Source organism: Oceanobacillus neutriphilus, from assembly GCF_014645515.1.
Classification (GTDB): Bacteria; Bacillota; Bacilli; order Bacillales; family Amphibacillaceae; genus Oceanobacillus; species Oceanobacillus neutriphilus.
Genome location: NZ_BMLW01000001.1, coordinates 57183 through 75941 on the forward strand (window position 1 = coordinate 57183; position 18759 = coordinate 75941).

General features: G+C 38.4%; 18 protein-coding genes and 1 tRNA gene. 1 reads left to right on the forward strand and 18 read right to left on the reverse strand.

Annotated elements, in window-relative coordinates; genetic code table 11:
* From IEX29_RS00260 to clpP, 3 genes are all read right to left on the reverse strand, one after another.
* On the reverse strand, window positions 1-1044 hold the full coding sequence (locus IEX29_RS00260; protein ID WP_188732524.1) for an ABC transporter substrate-binding protein: 1044 nt from the start codon (window positions 1042-1044) through the stop codon (window positions 1-3).
* A gap of 304 nt (window positions 1045-1348) precedes the next feature.
* Window positions 1349-1915, reverse strand: a complete 567-nt coding sequence (locus IEX29_RS00265) for a glycerol-3-phosphate responsive antiterminator (RefSeq protein ID WP_188732525.1) — start codon at window positions 1913-1915, stop codon at window positions 1349-1351.
* 597 nt (window positions 1916-2512) lie between these two features.
* Window positions 2513-3097: an ATP-dependent Clp endopeptidase proteolytic subunit ClpP gene (gene clpP, locus IEX29_RS00270; protein WP_188732526.1), complete on the reverse strand. Its 585-nt coding sequence runs from the start codon at window positions 3095-3097 to the stop codon at window positions 2513-2515.
* Window positions 3098-3334: 237 nt separating this feature from the next.
* On the opposite strand from clpP, the gene IEX29_RS00275 reads away from it, so the two are divergent.
* Window positions 3335-3410, forward strand: a tRNA-Arg gene (locus IEX29_RS00275).
* Window positions 3411-3542: 132 nt separating this feature from the next.
* Here the strand turns inward: IEX29_RS00275 and IEX29_RS00280 are convergent.
* From IEX29_RS00280 to lgt, 15 genes are all read right to left on the reverse strand, one after another.
* On the reverse strand, window positions 3543-3800 hold the full coding sequence (locus IEX29_RS00280; RefSeq protein ID WP_188732527.1) for an HPr family phosphocarrier protein: 258 nt from the start codon (window positions 3798-3800) through the stop codon (window positions 3543-3545).
* A 127-nt stretch (window positions 3801-3927) separates the two neighbouring features.
* Window positions 3928-4878, reverse strand: coding sequence for a DNA-binding protein WhiA (gene whiA, locus IEX29_RS00285; RefSeq protein WP_188732528.1), 951 nt, complete (start codon window positions 4876-4878; stop codon window positions 3928-3930).
* Between the two features lie 60 nt (window positions 4879-4938).
* Entirely contained in the window at window positions 4939-5889 is a 951-nt protein-coding gene (gene mgfK / locus IEX29_RS00290) for a gluconeogenesis morphogenetic factor MgfK (protein WP_188732529.1), read from the reverse strand.
* The gene (rapZ, locus tag IEX29_RS00295) at window positions 5886-6773 is read right to left on the reverse strand and encodes an RNase adapter RapZ (protein WP_188732530.1); all 888 of its coding nucleotides are present in this window, start codon (window positions 6771-6773) and stop codon (window positions 5886-5888) included. Before rapZ ends, mgfK begins: the two co-directional genes overlap by 4 nt.
* A gap of 497 nt (window positions 6774-7270) precedes the next feature.
* Window positions 7271-8203 (reverse strand): thioredoxin-disulfide reductase, encoded by a 933-nt coding sequence (trxB, locus tag IEX29_RS00300; RefSeq protein ID WP_188732531.1) that lies wholly within the window; start codon window positions 8201-8203, stop codon window positions 7271-7273.
* Window positions 8204-8331: 128 nt separating this feature from the next.
* Complete coding sequence (locus IEX29_RS00305; protein WP_188732532.1) at window positions 8332-9339, reverse strand: tetratricopeptide repeat protein; 1008 nt, start codon at window positions 9337-9339, stop codon at window positions 8332-8334.
* A gap of 270 nt (window positions 9340-9609) precedes the next feature.
* Window positions 9610-11271, reverse strand: a complete 1662-nt coding sequence (locus tag IEX29_RS00310; RefSeq protein WP_188732533.1) for a glycerol-3-phosphate dehydrogenase/oxidase — start codon at window positions 11269-11271, stop codon at window positions 9610-9612.
* 354 nt (window positions 11272-11625) lie between these two features.
* Window positions 11626-12234, reverse strand: a complete 609-nt coding sequence (gene dhaL / locus IEX29_RS00315) for a dihydroxyacetone kinase subunit DhaL (protein ID WP_188732534.1) — start codon at window positions 12232-12234, stop codon at window positions 11626-11628.
* 22 nt (window positions 12235-12256) lie between these two features.
* The gene (gene dhaK, locus IEX29_RS00320; protein WP_188732535.1) at window positions 12257-13249 is read right to left on the reverse strand and encodes a dihydroxyacetone kinase subunit DhaK; all 993 of its coding nucleotides are present in this window, start codon (window positions 13247-13249) and stop codon (window positions 12257-12259) included.
* Window positions 13250-13387: 138 nt separating this feature from the next.
* On the reverse strand, window positions 13388-14887 hold the full coding sequence (glpK, locus tag IEX29_RS00325; protein ID WP_188732536.1) for a glycerol kinase GlpK: 1500 nt from the start codon (window positions 14885-14887) through the stop codon (window positions 13388-13390).
* Window positions 14888-15199: 312 nt separating this feature from the next.
* Window positions 15200-15748: a glycerol-3-phosphate responsive antiterminator gene (locus tag IEX29_RS00330; RefSeq protein ID WP_188732537.1), complete on the reverse strand. Its 549-nt coding sequence runs from the start codon at window positions 15746-15748 to the stop codon at window positions 15200-15202.
* A 15-nt stretch (window positions 15749-15763) separates the two neighbouring features.
* Window positions 15764-16285, reverse strand: coding sequence for an acyltransferase (locus tag IEX29_RS00335; protein ID WP_188732538.1), 522 nt, complete (start codon window positions 16283-16285; stop codon window positions 15764-15766).
* Window positions 16286-16287: 2 nt separating this feature from the next.
* Window positions 16288-16923, reverse strand: coding sequence for a pyrophosphatase PpaX (gene ppaX, locus IEX29_RS00340; RefSeq protein ID WP_188732539.1), 636 nt, complete (start codon window positions 16921-16923; stop codon window positions 16288-16290).
* Window positions 16898-17845 (reverse strand): nucleoside recognition domain-containing protein, encoded by a 948-nt coding sequence (locus tag IEX29_RS00345; RefSeq protein WP_188732540.1) that lies wholly within the window; start codon window positions 17843-17845, stop codon window positions 16898-16900. Before IEX29_RS00345 ends, ppaX begins: the two co-directional genes overlap by 26 nt.
* 33 nt (window positions 17846-17878) lie before the next feature.
* The gene (gene lgt, locus IEX29_RS00350) at window positions 17879-18748 is read right to left on the reverse strand and encodes a prolipoprotein diacylglyceryl transferase (RefSeq protein WP_188732541.1); all 870 of its coding nucleotides are present in this window, start codon (window positions 18746-18748) and stop codon (window positions 17879-17881) included.
* Window positions 18749-18759 lie beyond the last annotated feature (11 nt).

Sequence of the window (18759 nt, forward strand, 5' to 3'; positions counted from 1 at the left end):
TTACTCTATATTCGTATTCCAATCATTTCTGATTCGGTCATAGTTTTCGTTTACCCAATCAATGTCCAGATCAATAGCATGCTCCTGTACAGTTTCTAAAGAAATCGGTGTTTGTGATTCAACATCTGGATTAATCGGGATATGATTCCACGAAGCTAAAATTTCCTGCGCTTCATCACTCAGCATAAAGTCCATAAATAACTCACCGCCATCCGGGTTAGGACCATCTTTAACCAATGTAACCGGGTTTACTAATACTGGCGTTTCTTCGGGAACGATAAAATCAACATCTTCTCCGTTTTCCTTTAGTTCATATGCCATAAAATCGAAGCCAATTGCTATTTCAGCTTCTCCCATAGCAACCCCTTTGGTCGGACTGGAGCCTGAATCAGGAATAGAATTTGCGTAATCCGTCAGCTTTTGGAAATACTCCCAGCCTTCTTCCTCGCCATGCTGCATCATGTAGCTTAGTACCATCAAAGTAGATGTACCAGAAGCGGCGGGATTTGGAAATTGAATTTTACCTTCCCATTTAGGATCTAATAAATCTTCCCATGTTTTTGGCGCTTCTTCTTCAGAAACCAATTCTGTATTGTAAGCAAAACCAAGTACAAAAATCTCTGTACCTACATAGTAATCATCCTGATGCTTCATTTTGATTCCATTTTCAGTCACTTCCCAATCCTCTGCTGCTTCTGGAATATATTGCGTGATAATATCCTTATCTACAGCTGTTTCAAAAGGCAGAATACCTCCACCGCCGTACCAGACATCAGCCTGTGGATTACCTTTCTCAGCAATCATTTGATTCACAAGTACATTCGTTCCTGCATAATTTACGTTTACCGGTGTGCCATGTACTTCCTCAAATTTAGCAGCTAATTCTTTCGTTAAATCGGGTGTTTCAGGGGAATACAGGGTAACTGCCCCTCCGCTGCCAGAATTACCGTCCCCTCCTGCATCGTCACCAGCACAAGCCGCAAGTAAACTAATCAAAACAATAAATAATACCCCTATAACTAACTGCCCTTTTTTACCTTTCATACCTTTCTCCTCCTTTTTTTATTGAAAATAACCCAAAAAAATAGGAGAAGATAAGAAATTGGACATACCTCTCCTCCGAAAGGTAATTATCCAACTCTATCTTCTCCTATTTCTATATAGAGTTATTTAATTATTGTCACAAGTATAGCAAACGCTTTCATAATTGTAAAGAAAAAATCACAATTTTATGAACAAATATTTACAAAACCAATTCAGTACTGCAGGAAACAGCAGGATTATTCTCTTTTCCAGCTAAAAAACTCTATGGATAGATAAATCCATAGAGCCTTTTAATTGGTTTATATCAAATATCAATATTCCATAGTTTAGGATCACTTGAGGAGATAGCTAAAGCTCCTGCTTCTAATCCTTCCATAATCTCTTTTTCTTTGCTGATCAGCCCTCCAGCTATAATAGGGAGTTTTGTTGTCCCTGTTAATTCATCTATGACGGTTGGCATAAGTCCAGGTAATATTTCAATAGCATCCGGCTGAAATTGATCTGCCATCTCAATTCCTTTTTTCATGGCATTTTTATCAATTAAAAATATTCTTTGAACTGTCATTAATCCTTCTTCTTTTGCATATTTAATCAGGCTGTTTCTTGTTGTAATAATTCCTTTAGGCTGCCATACCTTTGCAATATATTTTAGTGCATTTCTTGAATTAGAAAGACCTTCAATAAAATCTATATGTAAGAAAGTTTGCTTTCCAGCCTTTTTAAGTACATCCAAATAATCAGATGTTGTCAGTAAATCTCCCGTTAATAAAAATACAACATTTGAATTTGAAGCCGCAGCCAAATCTAAATGTTCCGGTGACTTCACAGAAGCAATAACTTGTGATTCTACAATGTTCACTATTTTTTCCATTTACATCCTCCTTGAAATATTTTCCAATAACAGATTCTAAATTAATCTACCTAAAAAGATAGTTTTTAAAGCCCTTATGTCTTGACAGCTTTTGGGTAGTAAAAGTTTATACAAAAGACAACATTTCATGGAGAAACAGCTTTAAAGTGATACTTCCGTCTTGAGGAACGATATTTCTGCAGATAGGGAATACGGCTGGCTATATTCTACAAGAAATTCGCTTGCAGGGGATTATAAAAGGAAACTTCTCATCCCGTCAAAGATGCCTAAGACTAATGAAATGTGGGATAACATGTACAGGATAATTCAACTTAGAATTTTTACATTATTTTTGAAACTCTTTCTTGTGTTTATTTTACCATAAACTATACTGTGCAGGAATGACAAAACGGTTAATTTCACAGTATTTACAAGATATTTCAGCTTTATGATAAATATGATTTTTCATTTTATAATGAAAATGTATTGTTGTTAAATTATCTTATAAATAAATCATTTATAACAAGCACAATTTAAAATATATCACATAAAGAACAGCATAAAAAAACAGACCAGGCGCTAAAACCTGAGTCTGTTTTACGTTTCACACTTCATTTATTATTGTTTGCGTTCGAAGATGTCATCAATTAAGCCATATTCTTTAGACTGTTCTGCAGTCATAAAGTTATCTCGCTCTGTATCATGTTCAATAACTTCTAATGGCTGTCCGGTATTTTCAGACATGATGCGGTTCATACGTTTTTTGATTTCAATAATTCTTCTTGCATGAATTTCAATATCTGTTGCCTGTCCCTGTGTACCGCCTAAAGGCTGATGAATCATAATTTCACTGTTTGGCAATGCAAAACGTTTGCCTTTTGCACCGGCGTTAAGTAAGAAGGCTCCCATAGAAGCTGCCATACCTATGCAGATAGTAGATACATCTGACTTAATAAAATTCATTGTATCGAAAATTGCCATACCGGCTGTAATAGAGCCGCCAGGAGAATTAATGTATAAAGAGATATCTTTTCCTGGGTCTTCTGCTTCTAAAAATAGCAACTGGGCTACAATAGAATTGGCAACATTGTCATCAATACCACTGCCAAGTAAAATAATCCGGTCCTTCAATAATCGGGAATAAATATCGTATGCGCGTTCACCACGGTTTGTTTGTTCAATAACTGTAGGTACTAAATTCATTAAAAATCCTCCTTGAATAGCCAGTTAACATGGCTGATAATTTAATTACTATAGTTTATATGATAGCTCATTGGTCAATAAAGGTCAAACAAAAAGATTCTCCAAATTTCTACTTTAACCAGTTTTCCCGATTTTATGTTTGTTAAACCTAAGAAATTTTGTCAAATAAAGAAAAAGGACTTGTCTCCAGAGGATTTCGTATGTATAATAAAGGTTGTGTTTTTAATAAAACAATATGCGCCCATAGCTCAGCTGGATAGAGCACTGGTTTCCGGTACCAGGTTTGCCGGGGGTTCGAATCCCTCTGGGCGCGCTACTAAAAAACTGTAATGCAATGATAACTCCCTCTTAAGTTTGAGTAAAGATTACCCGTCCTTAAGAGGGAGTTTTTTCATAGGTAAAGATTTGATACTTACTGTTTATTTAAAGCTTTATATTAACTCAATTATACTTTCTCACGAACGAGGCTTGTTAAATATTCCATCGCCTCTTCTTCGTCTTCACCTTCAATAATTAGCTTAATTTTTTCTCCTTTTGTCAAAGCTAAGCTCATCAATCCCATAATGCTTTTCGCATTCACTTTTTTATCATCATTCTCTAAAAATATGTGTGAATCAAATCGATTGGCCTCTTGCACAAAATAAGCAGCTGGTCTTGCCTGCAGTCCTGAATCTAATTCAATCTTCACCGTTTTCTCAATCAACAAATCCACTCTCCTGTCTTAAGTAAACGCCTCCATTTTTTTGCAATGCAGAGAAAGCTCTGCATCTATTTTTTGGCGATGTTCCATGATATTTATTGCATTATATCATATTCTCCGGATACTAGCATTAATTACCAAGCTGTAATTCTCCGCGTTTAATTTTTTCGGCAAATTCATCAATCTTTTTCAGGCGGTGATTCACGCCTGATTTCGAGATTGTTCCGCTGGAAACAAGCTCGCCTAATTCCTTTAACGAAACTTCTTCATACTGGACCCGCAGCTTAGCTATCTCTTGTAATTTCTCTGGTAATTGTTCCAGTCCGACTGTCTGTTCTATCAATTTAATATTTTCAATTTGACGGAATGCTGCACCAATGGTTTTATTTAAGTTTGCTGTTTCACAATTTACTAACCTGTTCACGGAGTTCCGCATATCACGGATAATACGAACATCTTCAAATTTCAATAATGCCTGATGCGCTCCGATAATACTTAAAAAAGCAGTGATCTTCTCTGCTTCTTTCATATATACGATATACCCGTTTTTGCGTTCCAATGTTCTTGCATGCAAGTCGTATCCATTCAATAATGTTTTTAACTCTTCTGCATGTTCCTCATAATAATTGAAAATTTCCAGATGGTAAGAAGACGTTTCCGGATTATTCATCGAGCCGCCGGCCAGAAATGCTCCACGTAAATATGATTTGCGGCAGCACTCTTTATCTAAGTATTTATCTGAAATAGTCCGGATAATTTGATATTGATTTTCGATTAAATCCAAATCCTCTAATAAAGACTGCACACCATTTCTCATACGTACAATATAAACATTATTTTTTTTCAGCTTCATTTTTTTACGGACAAGCAGTTCTAGCGGTAATGTATAATTTTGCTTAATTAATGTGTAAATACGCCTTGCAATTGCTGCATTCTCTGTCTGCACATCCAGTGCATAACTTTGCTTTGATATAGAAATAACGCCATTCATTCGAACTAATGCAGCTAACTCAGCTAACTGACAGCAGGAGTCCGATTGAATCGCGGTTAGTTCTTTCTTAATATCTGATGCGAAGGACATAGTATCACACTCCTTCCCTTTTGACACGTACATAGAGTGAAACTTCATTCCGTGATAAAATTATAAAAATTTATAAAGCATTTCAGCAATTTTATCATTATTATGACGAAGTGTTCCATCTTTATGCTTTACAACAATATTTCCTGCAACAACCTGAACATTCATGGCTTTTAAACGGTCAATATCCGCTTCTACCGGGAATGCTCTCTCTTCTTTATAAATCTCCTGTGTTTGTGCATCTATTGGCTGATTATGAACAATAACATAATCGACACAAGCGTCACCAACATGGTCATGAATAGCCTGAACATGATCTGCCGCAGAATATCCCGTTGTTTCTCCATATTGTGTCATGATATTACAAACATAGACTTTTTTTGCTTTCGCGTTGTGTAATGCTTCCTTCACCTCTGGAACAATTAAATTCGGCATGATGGAAGTATATAGGCTGCCTGGAGATATAACAATCAAATCAGCTTTTTCAATGGATTCAACAGCATTGGGCAATGGATGCAGCGGCTGCGGTTCTAAGAAAATACGTTTAATCCGTTTCCCGGACAGAGGAATATTTGATTCGCCATGAATAACTTCACCGTCCTCCATAATTGCATGCAAAGACATATTATCATTTGAAATCGGATATATCTTTCCTTTTACATTAAGAACCCGGGAAATTTCTTTTATCCCCTGATTAAAATTACCGGTCATCGATGTCATGGCAGCTAATAATAAATTTCCTAATGAATGACCAGTCAATCCGTTCCCTTGTTGAAACCGGTGTTGAAAAAGCTCTAAAAGCATAGGTTCTGCATCAGATAGAGCAGCAATAACGTTCCGGATATCCCCCGGCGCAGGTATTTCCATCTCTGAACGGATTCTCCCTGTACTGCCGCCATCATCTGCTACAGTCACAACTGCAGTAAGCTCCACCGGTAAATCCTTCAATCCACGCAGTAAAACCGGCATCCCTGTTCCTCCGCCAATAGCCGTTATTTTGGGAACATTGCTCATGATGATTTAGCCTTTCTCTTTTCAATATCCCGATGGCTGACATGTGTAATATAATCATCATTGAATTGTTTTGAGAAATACTCAGCTAAAGCTACGGAGCGATGCTGTCCGCCAGTGCATCCAATGGCAATGACTAATTGTGATTTTCCTTCTTTTTTATATTGTGGAAACATAAAACGGAATAAATCATTTAATTTATCCGTAAATAGCTGCGTATCTGTCCATTTAAATACGTAAGAAGAAACTTCCTGATTTAATCCTGTTAAAGGCTGAAGCGCAGACACGTAATGTGGATTCGGCAAAAAACGTACATCAAAAACTAAATCCGCATCAATTGGAATTCCATATTTAAATCCAAAAGATACGAAATGAACAGAAAATACTTCCTGCTTTTCTTCCTTATATAATTGAACAATCTTTTCGCGTAAATCTCTCGGCTTCAGATTCGATGTATCAATAATTCTTTGAGAACGTCCCCGTAATTCATCAATAATTATCCTCTCCTGATGAATTCCGTTTAAAGGGAGCCCGCCGACAGCTAATGGATGAGAGCGTCTTGTCTCTTTATATCTTGTAACTAAAGTTTCATCAGCTGCATCTAAAAATAGAATATGACTTTGAATCCATGGTGTATGGCTAATTGCGTCTAGTGCCTTGTATAAGGAATCAAAAAATTCTCTTCCCCTTAAATCCATGACAAGGGCCACTTTCTGAATTGTATTAGAAGCATCCTTCATCAATTCTAAAAACTTTGGAAGAAGTGCAGGAGGTAAATTATCTACACAATAATAACCTAAATCCTCAAAGCTTTGTACCGCAACTGTTTTTCCGGCTCCTGACATTCCAGTAATAATAACGAGCTTTGTTTCTTTTTCTTGATTCACTGAACTCTCCCCTTTCAAACCTCTTCCGACACCACTTATGTTTCCGGTGGGACGGATAATCGCAGATGTTTCTGTTGGGACGAGTAGTCCCGGCCCCGGCCCCAAATCCTGGACATTTAAGCTCTTAACCGGCCAATCTTATTACTATACCTATTGTATCTTACTTCATTATATTAGAAAACCTGGTATTCGCCAAGAATTCGGTTGAATGCTGCTTGTGTTTATACAAACAAAAAAATACTCTTTATTTTAATCCAAAAAAATGGACAGGTGAGTCACCTGTCCCAAAACTAATCTATCTATTAAAAGGGGGTCAATTAGTTAACCCTATCTTAACTCTTCATTGTTTCATACGTGTTACAACAAGGTTAAGAAGCAGTTACCGGAGATTAATTTTTTTATACAAATTATACCTTAAGATCGATAGCTCCTATAGATTCGACAATTCTCAATAACTTTAGAATTACTTATCACCTAAAATACGACAATTATCTTGTTTAATCTTCTAATGTCTCTACATATTTAATTGCTGTTTCAGCTGCGATACTTCCATCGCCAGTAGCAGTAACAATTTGTCTGAGATCTTTTGCACGGATATCCCCAGCTGCAAAAATTCCAGGTATTTTTGTTTCCATGTTTTCAGATGTAGGGATATATCCTTCTGCGTCAGTAATTCCTAAGTCTGTAAACGGATCATTTAATGGAAGCATACCGATATAAACAAATACACCGTTTGTATCGAAATCATATACTTCGTTCGTTTTTCTATTTTTTAAAGTGATACTGCTGACTTTTCCGTCTGTACCATTAATTTTCTCAGGCACTGTATCCCAAATAAATTCAATTTTATCATTACCAAAGGCACGATCCTGAAGAATGCGCTGTGCACGCAGTTCATCACGGCGATGGACAATGGTTACTTTGCTTGCGAATCTTGTTAAATATACGCCTTCTTCCACGGCAGAGTCCCCGCCGCCGACAACAATCAGTTCCTTTTCTTTAAAGAAAGCACCATCACAAACGGCACAATAAGATACACCGCGTCCGCCAAGCTCTTCTTCACCGGGGATGCCAAGCTTTTTATATTGTGCTCCTGTTGCAATAATTAAAGCCTTCGTATGATACTCTTTCTTTCCTGCATGAATGGTTTTATAATTACCATGATCTTCAATGGATTTAATATCACCGTATGCGTATTCCGCACCAAATTTTTTAGCATGATCGAACATTTTATTCGATAAATCCGGCCCTAAAATATGATCAAATCCAGGATAGTTTTCTACATCCTCTGTATTTGCCATTTGGCCGCCGGGAATACCGCGTTCCAGCATCAATGTATCTAAATTTGCCCGTGAAGCATAAACTGCAGCAGTCATCCCTGCTGGTCCAGCTCCGGCAATAATCACATCATATATTTTTTCTTCGGACATTCAATACCGCCCCTTTATCTTTATAATATTCTTATTCCAACGTATAGTGTAATGAAATTAAGATATAACGTCTATCTTTTTGCTCAAGTTCATAATTCCTGAACAGCGACAGGATACTGAACCCTTTTTCAATCTTTAAAAGCCCAGGGCCCTTCTTCCTTTGATAACTTAGGGTGCCGTCTCAAACCCTCTTCCCATAATCGCAGCGCTTTACTGGGATATCCTGAATGATAAGCTGTAACACTATACCACTTATAATAAGATGCTCTTCTTTTAGCTTGCTCCCAGGAAACATTTTGATACCGTTCATATGCTAAAGAATAATTTTCTGTTTTTGCAAAGACTTCCGCAATCCGCAGCTTTTGCTCCTCATGAATTGGGTAAATATTATCTATGATTTGAATATGCTCCAAATAATTTGAATCTCCTGTTTCATAATAAAACAGCGCTAAATTTAAATGACTTTGCAAATTATTCGGGTAATCCTCCAGAAGATCTTCTTCAATATGCATAGCCTCTTCTTTTTTTCCTGTATAGAACAGTGCTTGTGCATAATCATGAACAGCTAACTTCTGTTCCGGAAAAATTTCCATTATCTCCTCAATAAAAGGAATCGCTTTTTCCCAGTCATCATTTTCTATATGGTAAAAGGCTGTCTCCTGTAAAATGATCAGTTCATCCTCATCCTCCAGAGAAAAGATGTCATCCTCGTCTTCATCGCCAATTTCTATATAATCAAGGAGCTGGGCAGCATCATCACTAAAATCTCCTTCTGGCTTTTTATCTAAATACATTTGTGCATATTTTTTAGCATCCTGCAGCAATCCAAGATGCGCATAATTATTTGCAGCTAAATAGTAGCAATCAACATATTCTCCAGTCCGCAAAACCTCTGTCAGCAGTTGATTTGCTTTATGATAAGCACCTGTTTCTGTATAAATAATAGATAACTGACATTTATACAGAGGAAAATAGGGTTTGTCTTCTATTGCTTTTTGAATCCATTTAATTGCAATATCAAATTTCCTTTTTTTAAATGCCTCTACACCCTTTGTATAGTAAAAGTCGCCTTCAGGAATGAATGGGGTTACGTTATTTGTTTTCTTTTTTGTTTTATTTCTATTTCCTTTTAACATGAATCTCCCCCGTTCTTAAAGACAAGTCGAGAAAAGTATACCATAGAATATAGCAGATTCCCATATTTGTCATGTTAAATAGTGAAACTTTTACTTCTGTTTACTGCTCTTGGCAAAGGTCTGTATTTGAAAGGCTGAGCAGCGGATGTCCATGTTATCCGGAGCTTTTCTAATAGATAAAAATGCTGAAGATAGGAGTGGACAGAATCGACAAAACCGAAAAAATAAGACACATGCCAAAGCATGCATCTTATTCTTATTATTATATTCTTATTTATCTGGATGTGTTGTTTCGTATAATAATTGTTCCAATTCTTTTTTATATGCTGCTGCTTCGTCTTTTGTCCAGCCGAGTTCTTTTTCCATAAATGGAAGTACAGTATCCATGTGCATTTCTACCCATGGGCGGTTAAAGAATAACGCGCCTGAACGGCGGATAAAGAAGTCAACTGCTTTATAAGCCATTTCTTCATTAATTGCATATAGTACCTGTGCAAATACTGCCGGTTCAATATTTTCATTTTTAGCCGCTTCTTTATTATCTGTATAAAGTGTGAATACTTTTTCTACATTTGCACCGTAACGCTGGGTCAGTTCTGCTGCTTCTTTCTCTGTTAAACCAAGGCTCACACCTTCTTTAACCTTTTCTGCTTTGAAATTCTTGAAGCCTTTTGATCCGCCAACTTCACCGCCGGAAATTGGCAAATGCTTCGTTTGGCTATCTGTATATAAAATGCCTTCTTCTTCTTTTAATTGTTTCACTACCATATTAACAACATGTTCACCCATTTTACGGTAGCCTGTTAATTTTCCTCCTGCCATGGAAAGTAAGCCGGAATCAGATTGGAAAATTTCATCTTTACGGGAGATTTCACTTGGGCTGCTTGCACCCTCTTCAGCAATTAAAGGACGTATTCCAGCCCAGCTGGATTCAACTTTGTCTGCACTGATTCCAACAGAAGGGAACATATAATTAATCGCATCTAAGATATAATCGCGATCTTTCTCTGTCATTGTCGGATGTGCAATATTTCCTTTATAGTCCGTATCCGTTGTACCTACGTACGTTTTACCATCACGCGGAATAGCAAAAACCATCCGTCCGTCCGGTGTATCGAAGTACACTGCCTGTTTAAGCGGGAATACAGATTCATCGAAGACAAGGTGAACACCTTTTGTTAAATGAAGTGTCTTCCCTTTTTTGGATCCATCTAATTCACGAACATCATCCACCCAAGGACCGCCGGCATTAATAATTTTTTTCGCATAGATTTTATGCTTTTCTTTACTGATTTGATTTTCTGCTACTACACCGACTACTTTACCATCTTCATAAATGAATTCCACTGCTTTTATATAGTTGACTGCTTTGACACCATTTTCAACTGCTTTTTTAAGCACTTCAATCGTTAAGCGTGCATCATCTGTTTTATACTCTACATAATACCCGCCGCCACGAAGCTCCTCTTTTTTAACGAGTGGCTCACGTTCTAATACTTCAGCCGGCTTCAGCATTTCACGGCGTTCTGATTTTTTAACGCCTGCCAAAAAGTCATATACACGCAAGCCGATATTAGATGTAAACGGTCCTAAATTACTTCCTTTATGGAATGGTAAAAGCATCCACTCTGGTGTGGTAACATGCGGACCATTTTCATAAACGACAGCACGTTCTTTCCCTACCTCTGCAACCATTTTCACTTCAAATTGCTGTAAGTAGCGCAGACCGCCATGTACTAATTTTGTTGAGCGGCTTGATGTACCAGCTGCAAAATCCTGCATTTCAATAAGTCCGGTTCGCAAGCCTCTTGTAGCGGCATCTAATGAAATTCCTGAACCGGTAATACCTCCACCGACAACTAGTAAATCAAGTTGTTCTTTTTCTAGTGATTCTAATACTTCTTTACGTCTTTTCCCTGAAAATTCGCTCATAAACTCCACTCCTATAATCATCTATAGTTTCTTATTCCCTATTTAAAGACGGTTATTCATCCAAAAGCATAAGAAAAAGCAGTTCGTTCTTCTACAGCTTTTCTTTTATATTGCCAATCACAATCTGAATACTCCGGATAAATAAAAAAAGACCACAAGAATACTGATATAATAATATCAGCCTTCCCGCGGTCTCTCCATAGCTTCTCCGTCCGTATTTATTAACTTAAATTCATACTAACATATATTATACATGCTGTATAGCCTTTTGCTTTTATCCGGGCTTTTTCATTTTCAGGTATCAGATATAATGGTGTAAAAGTAATTGGAAATACGGCTTGAGTATGCTGTGAGTTATGCTAAAATTTCTGCCAGCGATTTGAAAATATAGTAACTGGAAGCAGCTCCCGGATCAATATGACCGACAGATTTTTCCTTCAAGTAAGAAGCTCTGCCTTTTGTTGCTTTCATCGGTTTTGTGGATTCCATAGCTTCTTTTGCTTTCTTTTCTAAATCTGCTGCATCAATTTCATCCTGTTCTTTCCACCAGGTAACAATCGGTGCCCACACATCTACCATTGTTTTTTCTCCAGTGGTTGATTTCCCCCGCTGCTGAACACCTTGTGCTGCAGCATCCAGGCCTGCTGCAATATCATCCTTGTCTACAGTTTCCTTCCCTTTCACTGCCATCGACAATTTTAGAAAAGCAGTACCGTATAACGGGCCTGATGCTCCTCCTACTTTTGACATCAGTGTCATTGCAACATCCTTTAGCATAGCTGAAACATCATCGTACGAGGATTGTTCAAGTTTTTTTACAACCTCCTGAAAGCCTCTTGACATATTAATACCATGATCACTGTCTCCAATTGCCTGATCAAGCTCTGTCAGATAAGCTTTATTCTCCTGCATGTACTCATTTGCTTTTACCATCCAGTCCTGAACTGATTGTATTGTTAGCATATTTAAAAACTCCTTCCTGAAATTATGCTTTAAAAGCGACAGCTTCACTCGGCTCTGCTAACAGCTCTTTTATTTCCTCGTCAACTTTTAACAGCGTGATAGAAAAGCCAGCCATTTCAAGAGATGTCATATATTCGCCGACATATGTCCGATGAATAGAAATCTGTTTTTCCTTCAGCATGTCATTAACATGACCATTTACAATAAATAACTCCATTTCTGGCGTAGAACCCATGCCGTTAATTATAACAGCTACCTCGTCACCAGCTGTCAGGCCTGCATCTTCAATAATATTACTTGTTAATTCATCAGCTATTTCTTTCGCAGAAGCAATCTTTTTCCGTTCCGTCCCTGCTTCTCCATGAATACCGATCCCTAACTCCATTTCATCTTCATCTAAATGAAAGCTTGGTTTTCCAGCGTCAGGGACCGTGCATGGAGTCAGAGCCATCCCCATAGAACGTACCTGCTCAATTATCTTTTCTGCGGCTGCTTTTACCTCATCTAACGAAGCTCCCTGTTCTGCCTTTGCTCCTGCTGCTTTATGAACAAATATAGTGCCGGCAATCCCGCGGCGGCCAATGGTAAAATCGCTGTCCTTCACAGCAATATCATCATTTACAATTACCTGCTCCACCCGGATTCCTTCCGCCTCTGCTAATTCACCAGCCATTTCAAAGTTTAAAACATCACCGGTATAATTTTTTACGATTAACAGGACACCATTTCCTTGGTCAACTGCTTTAATAGCTTCAAAAATCTGATCTGGTGTCGGTGAGGTGAAAACCTCTCCAACAACTGCTGCATCTAACATCCCTTTGCCAACATAGCCGGCATGGGCTGGTTCATGTCCGCTTCCGCCGCCGCTGACCAGGCCGACCTTCCCCTGTGACAGCTCCTTACGGCGGATAACGTTTGTGCCTTCTACCTGCAACCATTGTTCTTCGTTTGCCAGAGTCATTCCTTTTACCATGTCTTGAATTACATTGCTTGGATTATTGATTATCTTTTTCATTTCTATCCCTCCAGATTTTTAATGAAATGAATCAATCCAGTATCTATGTTAAAAATTCAAATTGATTCCTAAATTAGCTTCGACTTCTTAACAATATATATAGCTTCCCAAAACACCTTCATCTAATTTTACCAGGTACTATTCTGTTTTAAATGCACGTGTGGCTTTAACAGCTTTTTGCCAGCCGTTATATAGACGGTCACTCTCTGTTTTATCCATTTTCGGTTCAAATGTTTTTTCATTTAGCCACTGTGTTGCTATCTCGTCCTGATCCTTCCAGTACCCGACAGCAATTCCTGCTAAATAAGCCGCTCCTAATGCTGTCGTTTCCTGGATCACCGGACGTTCCACAGATGCTTCTAAGATATCACTTTGGAATTGCATTAATAAATCATTTTTTACTGCTCCGCCATCAACACGGAGCGTTTTTAAATCAATATCTGCATCCACAGACATTGCCTGCATCACATCCTTTGTCTGATAAGCCAGGGATTCTAATGTAGCACGGATAAAATGCTCTTTCTTCGTCCCTCTTGTCAAACCAAAAACCGCACCACGGGCATCACTATCCCAATAGGGAGTACCTAACCCGACAAAAGCAGGAATCATATAAACACCTTCTGTTGTATCCACTTCAGATGCAAATGCTTCGCTCTCCGGACTTGACGCGATCATCTGTAATCCATCGCGCAGCCATTGGATAGCCGAACCTGCGACAAATATACTTCCTTCCAGTGCATAATTTACTTTTCCATCCAGGCCCCATGCAATCGTGGTTAACAATCCTTGTTTCGATGCTACTGGTTCTTCTCCAGTGTTCATTAGCAGGAAACAACCTGTCCCATATGTGTTTTTTGCCATTCCTTTTTCAAAGCATGCCTGACCAAATAAGGCTGCCTGCTGGTCTCCTGCAATTCCGGCAATCGGTATTTCTTCACCAGAGAAATGATACGATACTGTTTTTGTATAAACTTCAGAAGATGGCCGTACCTCTGGAAGCATCGATTGCGGTACACCAAGAATTTCTAAAAGCTCCTTATCCCACTTTAAATCATAAATATTGAACATTAGGGTACGGGAAGCATTCGAATAGTCGGTTACATGAGTCTTCCCACCCGAAAATTTATAGATTAACCATGTATCAATCGTTCCAAATAAAAGGTCTCCCGCATCTGCCTTCTCTCTCGCACCTTTCACATTATCTAAAATCCATTTTACCTTTGTTCCTGAAAAATATGGATCAATTAAAAGACCCGTTTTGCTGCGAATTGTATCTTCATAGCCTTGCTGTTTTAAATCACGGCAAATCTCTTCTGTTTGACGAGATTGCCAAACGATTGCTTTATAGATTGGTCTTCCAGTTTGCTTATCCCATACAACAGCTGTCTCACGCTGATTTGTAATCCCGATCCCGGCAACCTGATTTGCTTCTATACCTGTATTATTCAATACTTCAGAAATACAGCCAAGTACAGAAGTCCAAATTTCATTCGGATCATGCTCTACCCAGCCCGGCTTTAGAAAAAGCTGTTCAAATTCTTTTTGAGCTGTGGCAACAATCTCCCCTCCTTTATTAAATAAAATAGCCCGGGAGCTTGTTGTTCCCTGGTCAATTGACAATATATATTGTTCTTTCATACCCTATTCCTCCATTGTGCTTTTTTAAACATATAAGGATATTCCACAAGGCTTATCCTCTATTTCTACAACCAAATAATCATACCATGTCAGAATAAGTTTAGAAAAAGATAAAACTTGTGACTTTTACATCAAGGAGGAAAATGATAAGGAGAAAAGCCCGCAACAAATAGCACCATTCTTATCCTGGTACACGTTTGCGCGGGCTCCTTGTCTCCATCACGATTAGTTTAAGTTTAGAATAAAACAAATTGAAAACGTTGTCAATCCATTGAATCAACAGCACCTTGGGACCGGTGCTGTTCCTTTTAATTATGAAAGATTCCAAAGCTTGCGGCTTGATGTAGATACAGCTACTGCTCCAGCATCCAGCGCCTGGGTGACTTGATCTTCCTCTTTAATTAACCCGCCGGCAATAATAGGAATATCCGTTTCACCGGTAATCTCTTCAATTACTTCCGGCACGAGCCCCGGCAGAATCTCCACGTAATCCGGTTCAAATCGATGGATAAGCTTTATACTCTGCTCTAATGCAGCACTGTCTAGTATGAAAACACGCTGAATGGCCAGGAGTTTATATTTTTTTGCAGCTGTCACCACATTACCGCGTGTCGTTAATATACCATCAGGTTTTATTTCCCGATACAGGAATTCCATACCATATTCATCTGCTTTCAGCCCCTGAATTAAATCAAAATGGATAAATACCTTTTTATTTGCCCGGTGACTGTAATCAATCATACTCTTCAGCTGGACTAATCTTGATTCTAAAATAATAATGTATTCATGGTTACTTTCTAATACCTTCTCAAAATCCTTCATACGCCTTACAGCAGGCAGTACACCAGCAGGTAATTGCATCAAAGCTTGCTCCTCTCAGTCATTATCGGAAATCTTGCGTGATTCCATTTCTTCTTTTGTATAAATAATCCGCATCGGATTTCCTCCGGCAAAAGCTCCGGCAGGAACATCTTTATGGACAAGTGTTGCGGCTGAAACAATTGCTCCATCACCGATATGCACTCCCGGTAATATTGTCGAGTTGGCACCTATCATTACCTCGTTACCGATATGCACCTCACCCAAACGATATTCTGTTATTAAATATTCATGCGCTAAAATCGTTGTATTATAACCAATAATACTGTTATTTCCAACGTTAATTTTTTCCGGAAACATGGAATCAGGCATTGCCATTAAAGCAAATGATGTACGGTCGCCTATCTTCATACGCAAAAAATGCCGGTACATCCAATTTTTCATTCTTAAAAAAGGAGTATAACGCGCGATCTGAATCACAATAAAATTTTTTACTATTTTAAAAAAAGATACCGTACTGTACATCTGCCATAATGAATTAGCTTTATGATGGACTTTATACCTTTCTGTTCTGCGCATGACTATTCACCTGCCACTGTTAATAAATCCTTCATTGTATCCAAATAATATGTTGGCTGATAGCTTTTTAAAAAGGCTTCTGTTTTTTCAGACCAGCTTACCGCCGCCGTCTGTGTCCCGGCACGCTGTCCTGAAACAATATCATGAAAATTATCTCCTACCATTAAGGTTGTCTCAGGATTCGCATGTACCAGTTTCATTGCTTTTTCTACCGGTTCAGGATCAGGTTTTTTAAGTGTCACATCATCATAAGTAATAATCACAGAGAAGAAGTCTGTCAGACTGGTTAAATCCAATCCCATCATAACTGTTTTTTTAATTTTCGTGCTTACAATTCCCAACGTAATGCCTTTATCATACAGCTGTTTGATTGTTTCATAAACATATGGAAAAGCTTCTACATACCGGTCATGCTCTCTCATATTATACTCCCGGTATGCGGCTGTCATTCGTTCAGACAGCTCCGGGTTTATTTCATGAAAGGTTTCATTTAACGGCGGACCATTAAGATGTTTTATTTCTTCCGGGGTAAACTGCATATTAAATTTTTCAAATGTATGTTCAAATGAAGCACGTATAAGCTCATTTGTATTTAATAATGTTCCGTCCAAATCAAACAGAATGGTACGAATGCTCATGTTGCACTTTCCTTTCTTCCTTCTTCCAAAAATAAGCAATAATCATCGTCAAAATAATCGCTACAGATAATCGGATAATTAATAATGGCCAAACCGGAATACCAAGCGGAATAAAGACAAGTGTATCCTCTACAACCGCGTGGCAGGATACAAGAAAAATTAATGCTAAGTACATATCCTTCTTTGGCACATTATCTTCTTTCACCGCCTGCATCATGAGTCCGGCGCCATAGGCAAGTCCGATAGTGAGTCCGGCAACCATTGTCATGGAAGCACGTTTATCTATTCCCAGCAGTTTCATAAATGGAGCTAATTTATTAGACATGGCATTCATCCAGCCAAGCTCCCGCATAATTTGCATGATAATCATTAACGGGATAACAATACAGGCTAATTGAACAATAGCTATGGCAGCAGCCTGTGCACCATGAAGCGCAATCTCCCACCAGTTATTTAAGATCACTTCATTGCTGGAAATAAAACCGTATTGAGCAAGATCTGCGCCTCCAGACCAAAATAAATTGATTAAAAACCCGGATATCACAGCAAGCCCAACCCGTATACCGACAATCGTCCACCATTTCACTCCCACACTAGTTGCTACAGCAGATTCAATAAATAGATTATGGGAGAAAGACAGCATAACTGCCATAATAAATACTTCCTTAACGGTAAAATCAAAAGAAATAATCGCTGCAATCCCTGCGTATAAATTTAAGGTGTTTCCTAACACTAGCGGAACAGCAGCTTCTCCTGACAAACCGAATATCCCCATGAGCGGAGAGATAATATTCATAAACCAGGGGAAAACAGGTGTAAATTGCAATATTGTTATAATTAATGTGATTGGAAAAATAACTTTTCCGAGCTTTAATGTAGTCTTTAATCCTTGAATTAATCCCCTGTAAAGCATTCCTTTCATTTTCTTACCTCATTTCAGCTTAACACGCTTGCTTCATTTCCTTTTCTTCTTTTTCTTTTTACTTTTATTTGACTGTCTCATTTTCACAGGTACATCAAGATAACGCGTTTCTGTTGCCTTGAGTCTGTATAGCATGAGGATAAGTCCAACTGCGACAGCTAAGATAGATACAACCTGTGCCGTCCTGAGATCACCAATGATATATAAACTGTCTGTCCGCAGCCCTTCGATGAAAAAACGGCCGATTGAATACGTGACAGCATACATTAAGAATACCATTCCACGTTTTGGATTTGTTCTGCGGAAAAGTAACAGTCCAAAAAATATTAGGAAATTCCAGGCAGATTCATATAAAAATGTCGGATGATACATCACACCATCGATGACCATCTGATTCATAATAAAGTCCGGCAAATACTGATGGAAGCTTTCATACGCAGCCTCAGAAATCGGGCCGCCATGTGCTTCCTGATTCACGAAATTTCCCCAGCGTCCAATCGCCTGTCCCAATATTAAGCTGGGGGCAATGACATCAGCCAGACGCCAAAATGAAATTTTCTTTACTTTTGTGAAAACAATGGCTGTAAGTACGCCGCCAATTACCGCTCCATGAATAGCGATTCCACCCTCCCAGGTGGCAAATATTTTCCAAAAAGGACCATTTGCATATTGGTCAAACTCAAAGATTACATAATAAATTCTTGCGGAGATAATCGCAATCGGTACAGCAAAAATAATGAAATCCATAATGGTATCTTTACCCAGCCCGACTCTTTCCGCTTCCCTCATAGCTAAATAAACTGCCAACGCGGCTCCAACAGCAATAATGATTCCATACCAATAAATTGTTAATGGACCAATTTCTAAAAATACGCGATCAATAGGAGCACTTGTCCCAATCATCTATATCCTAC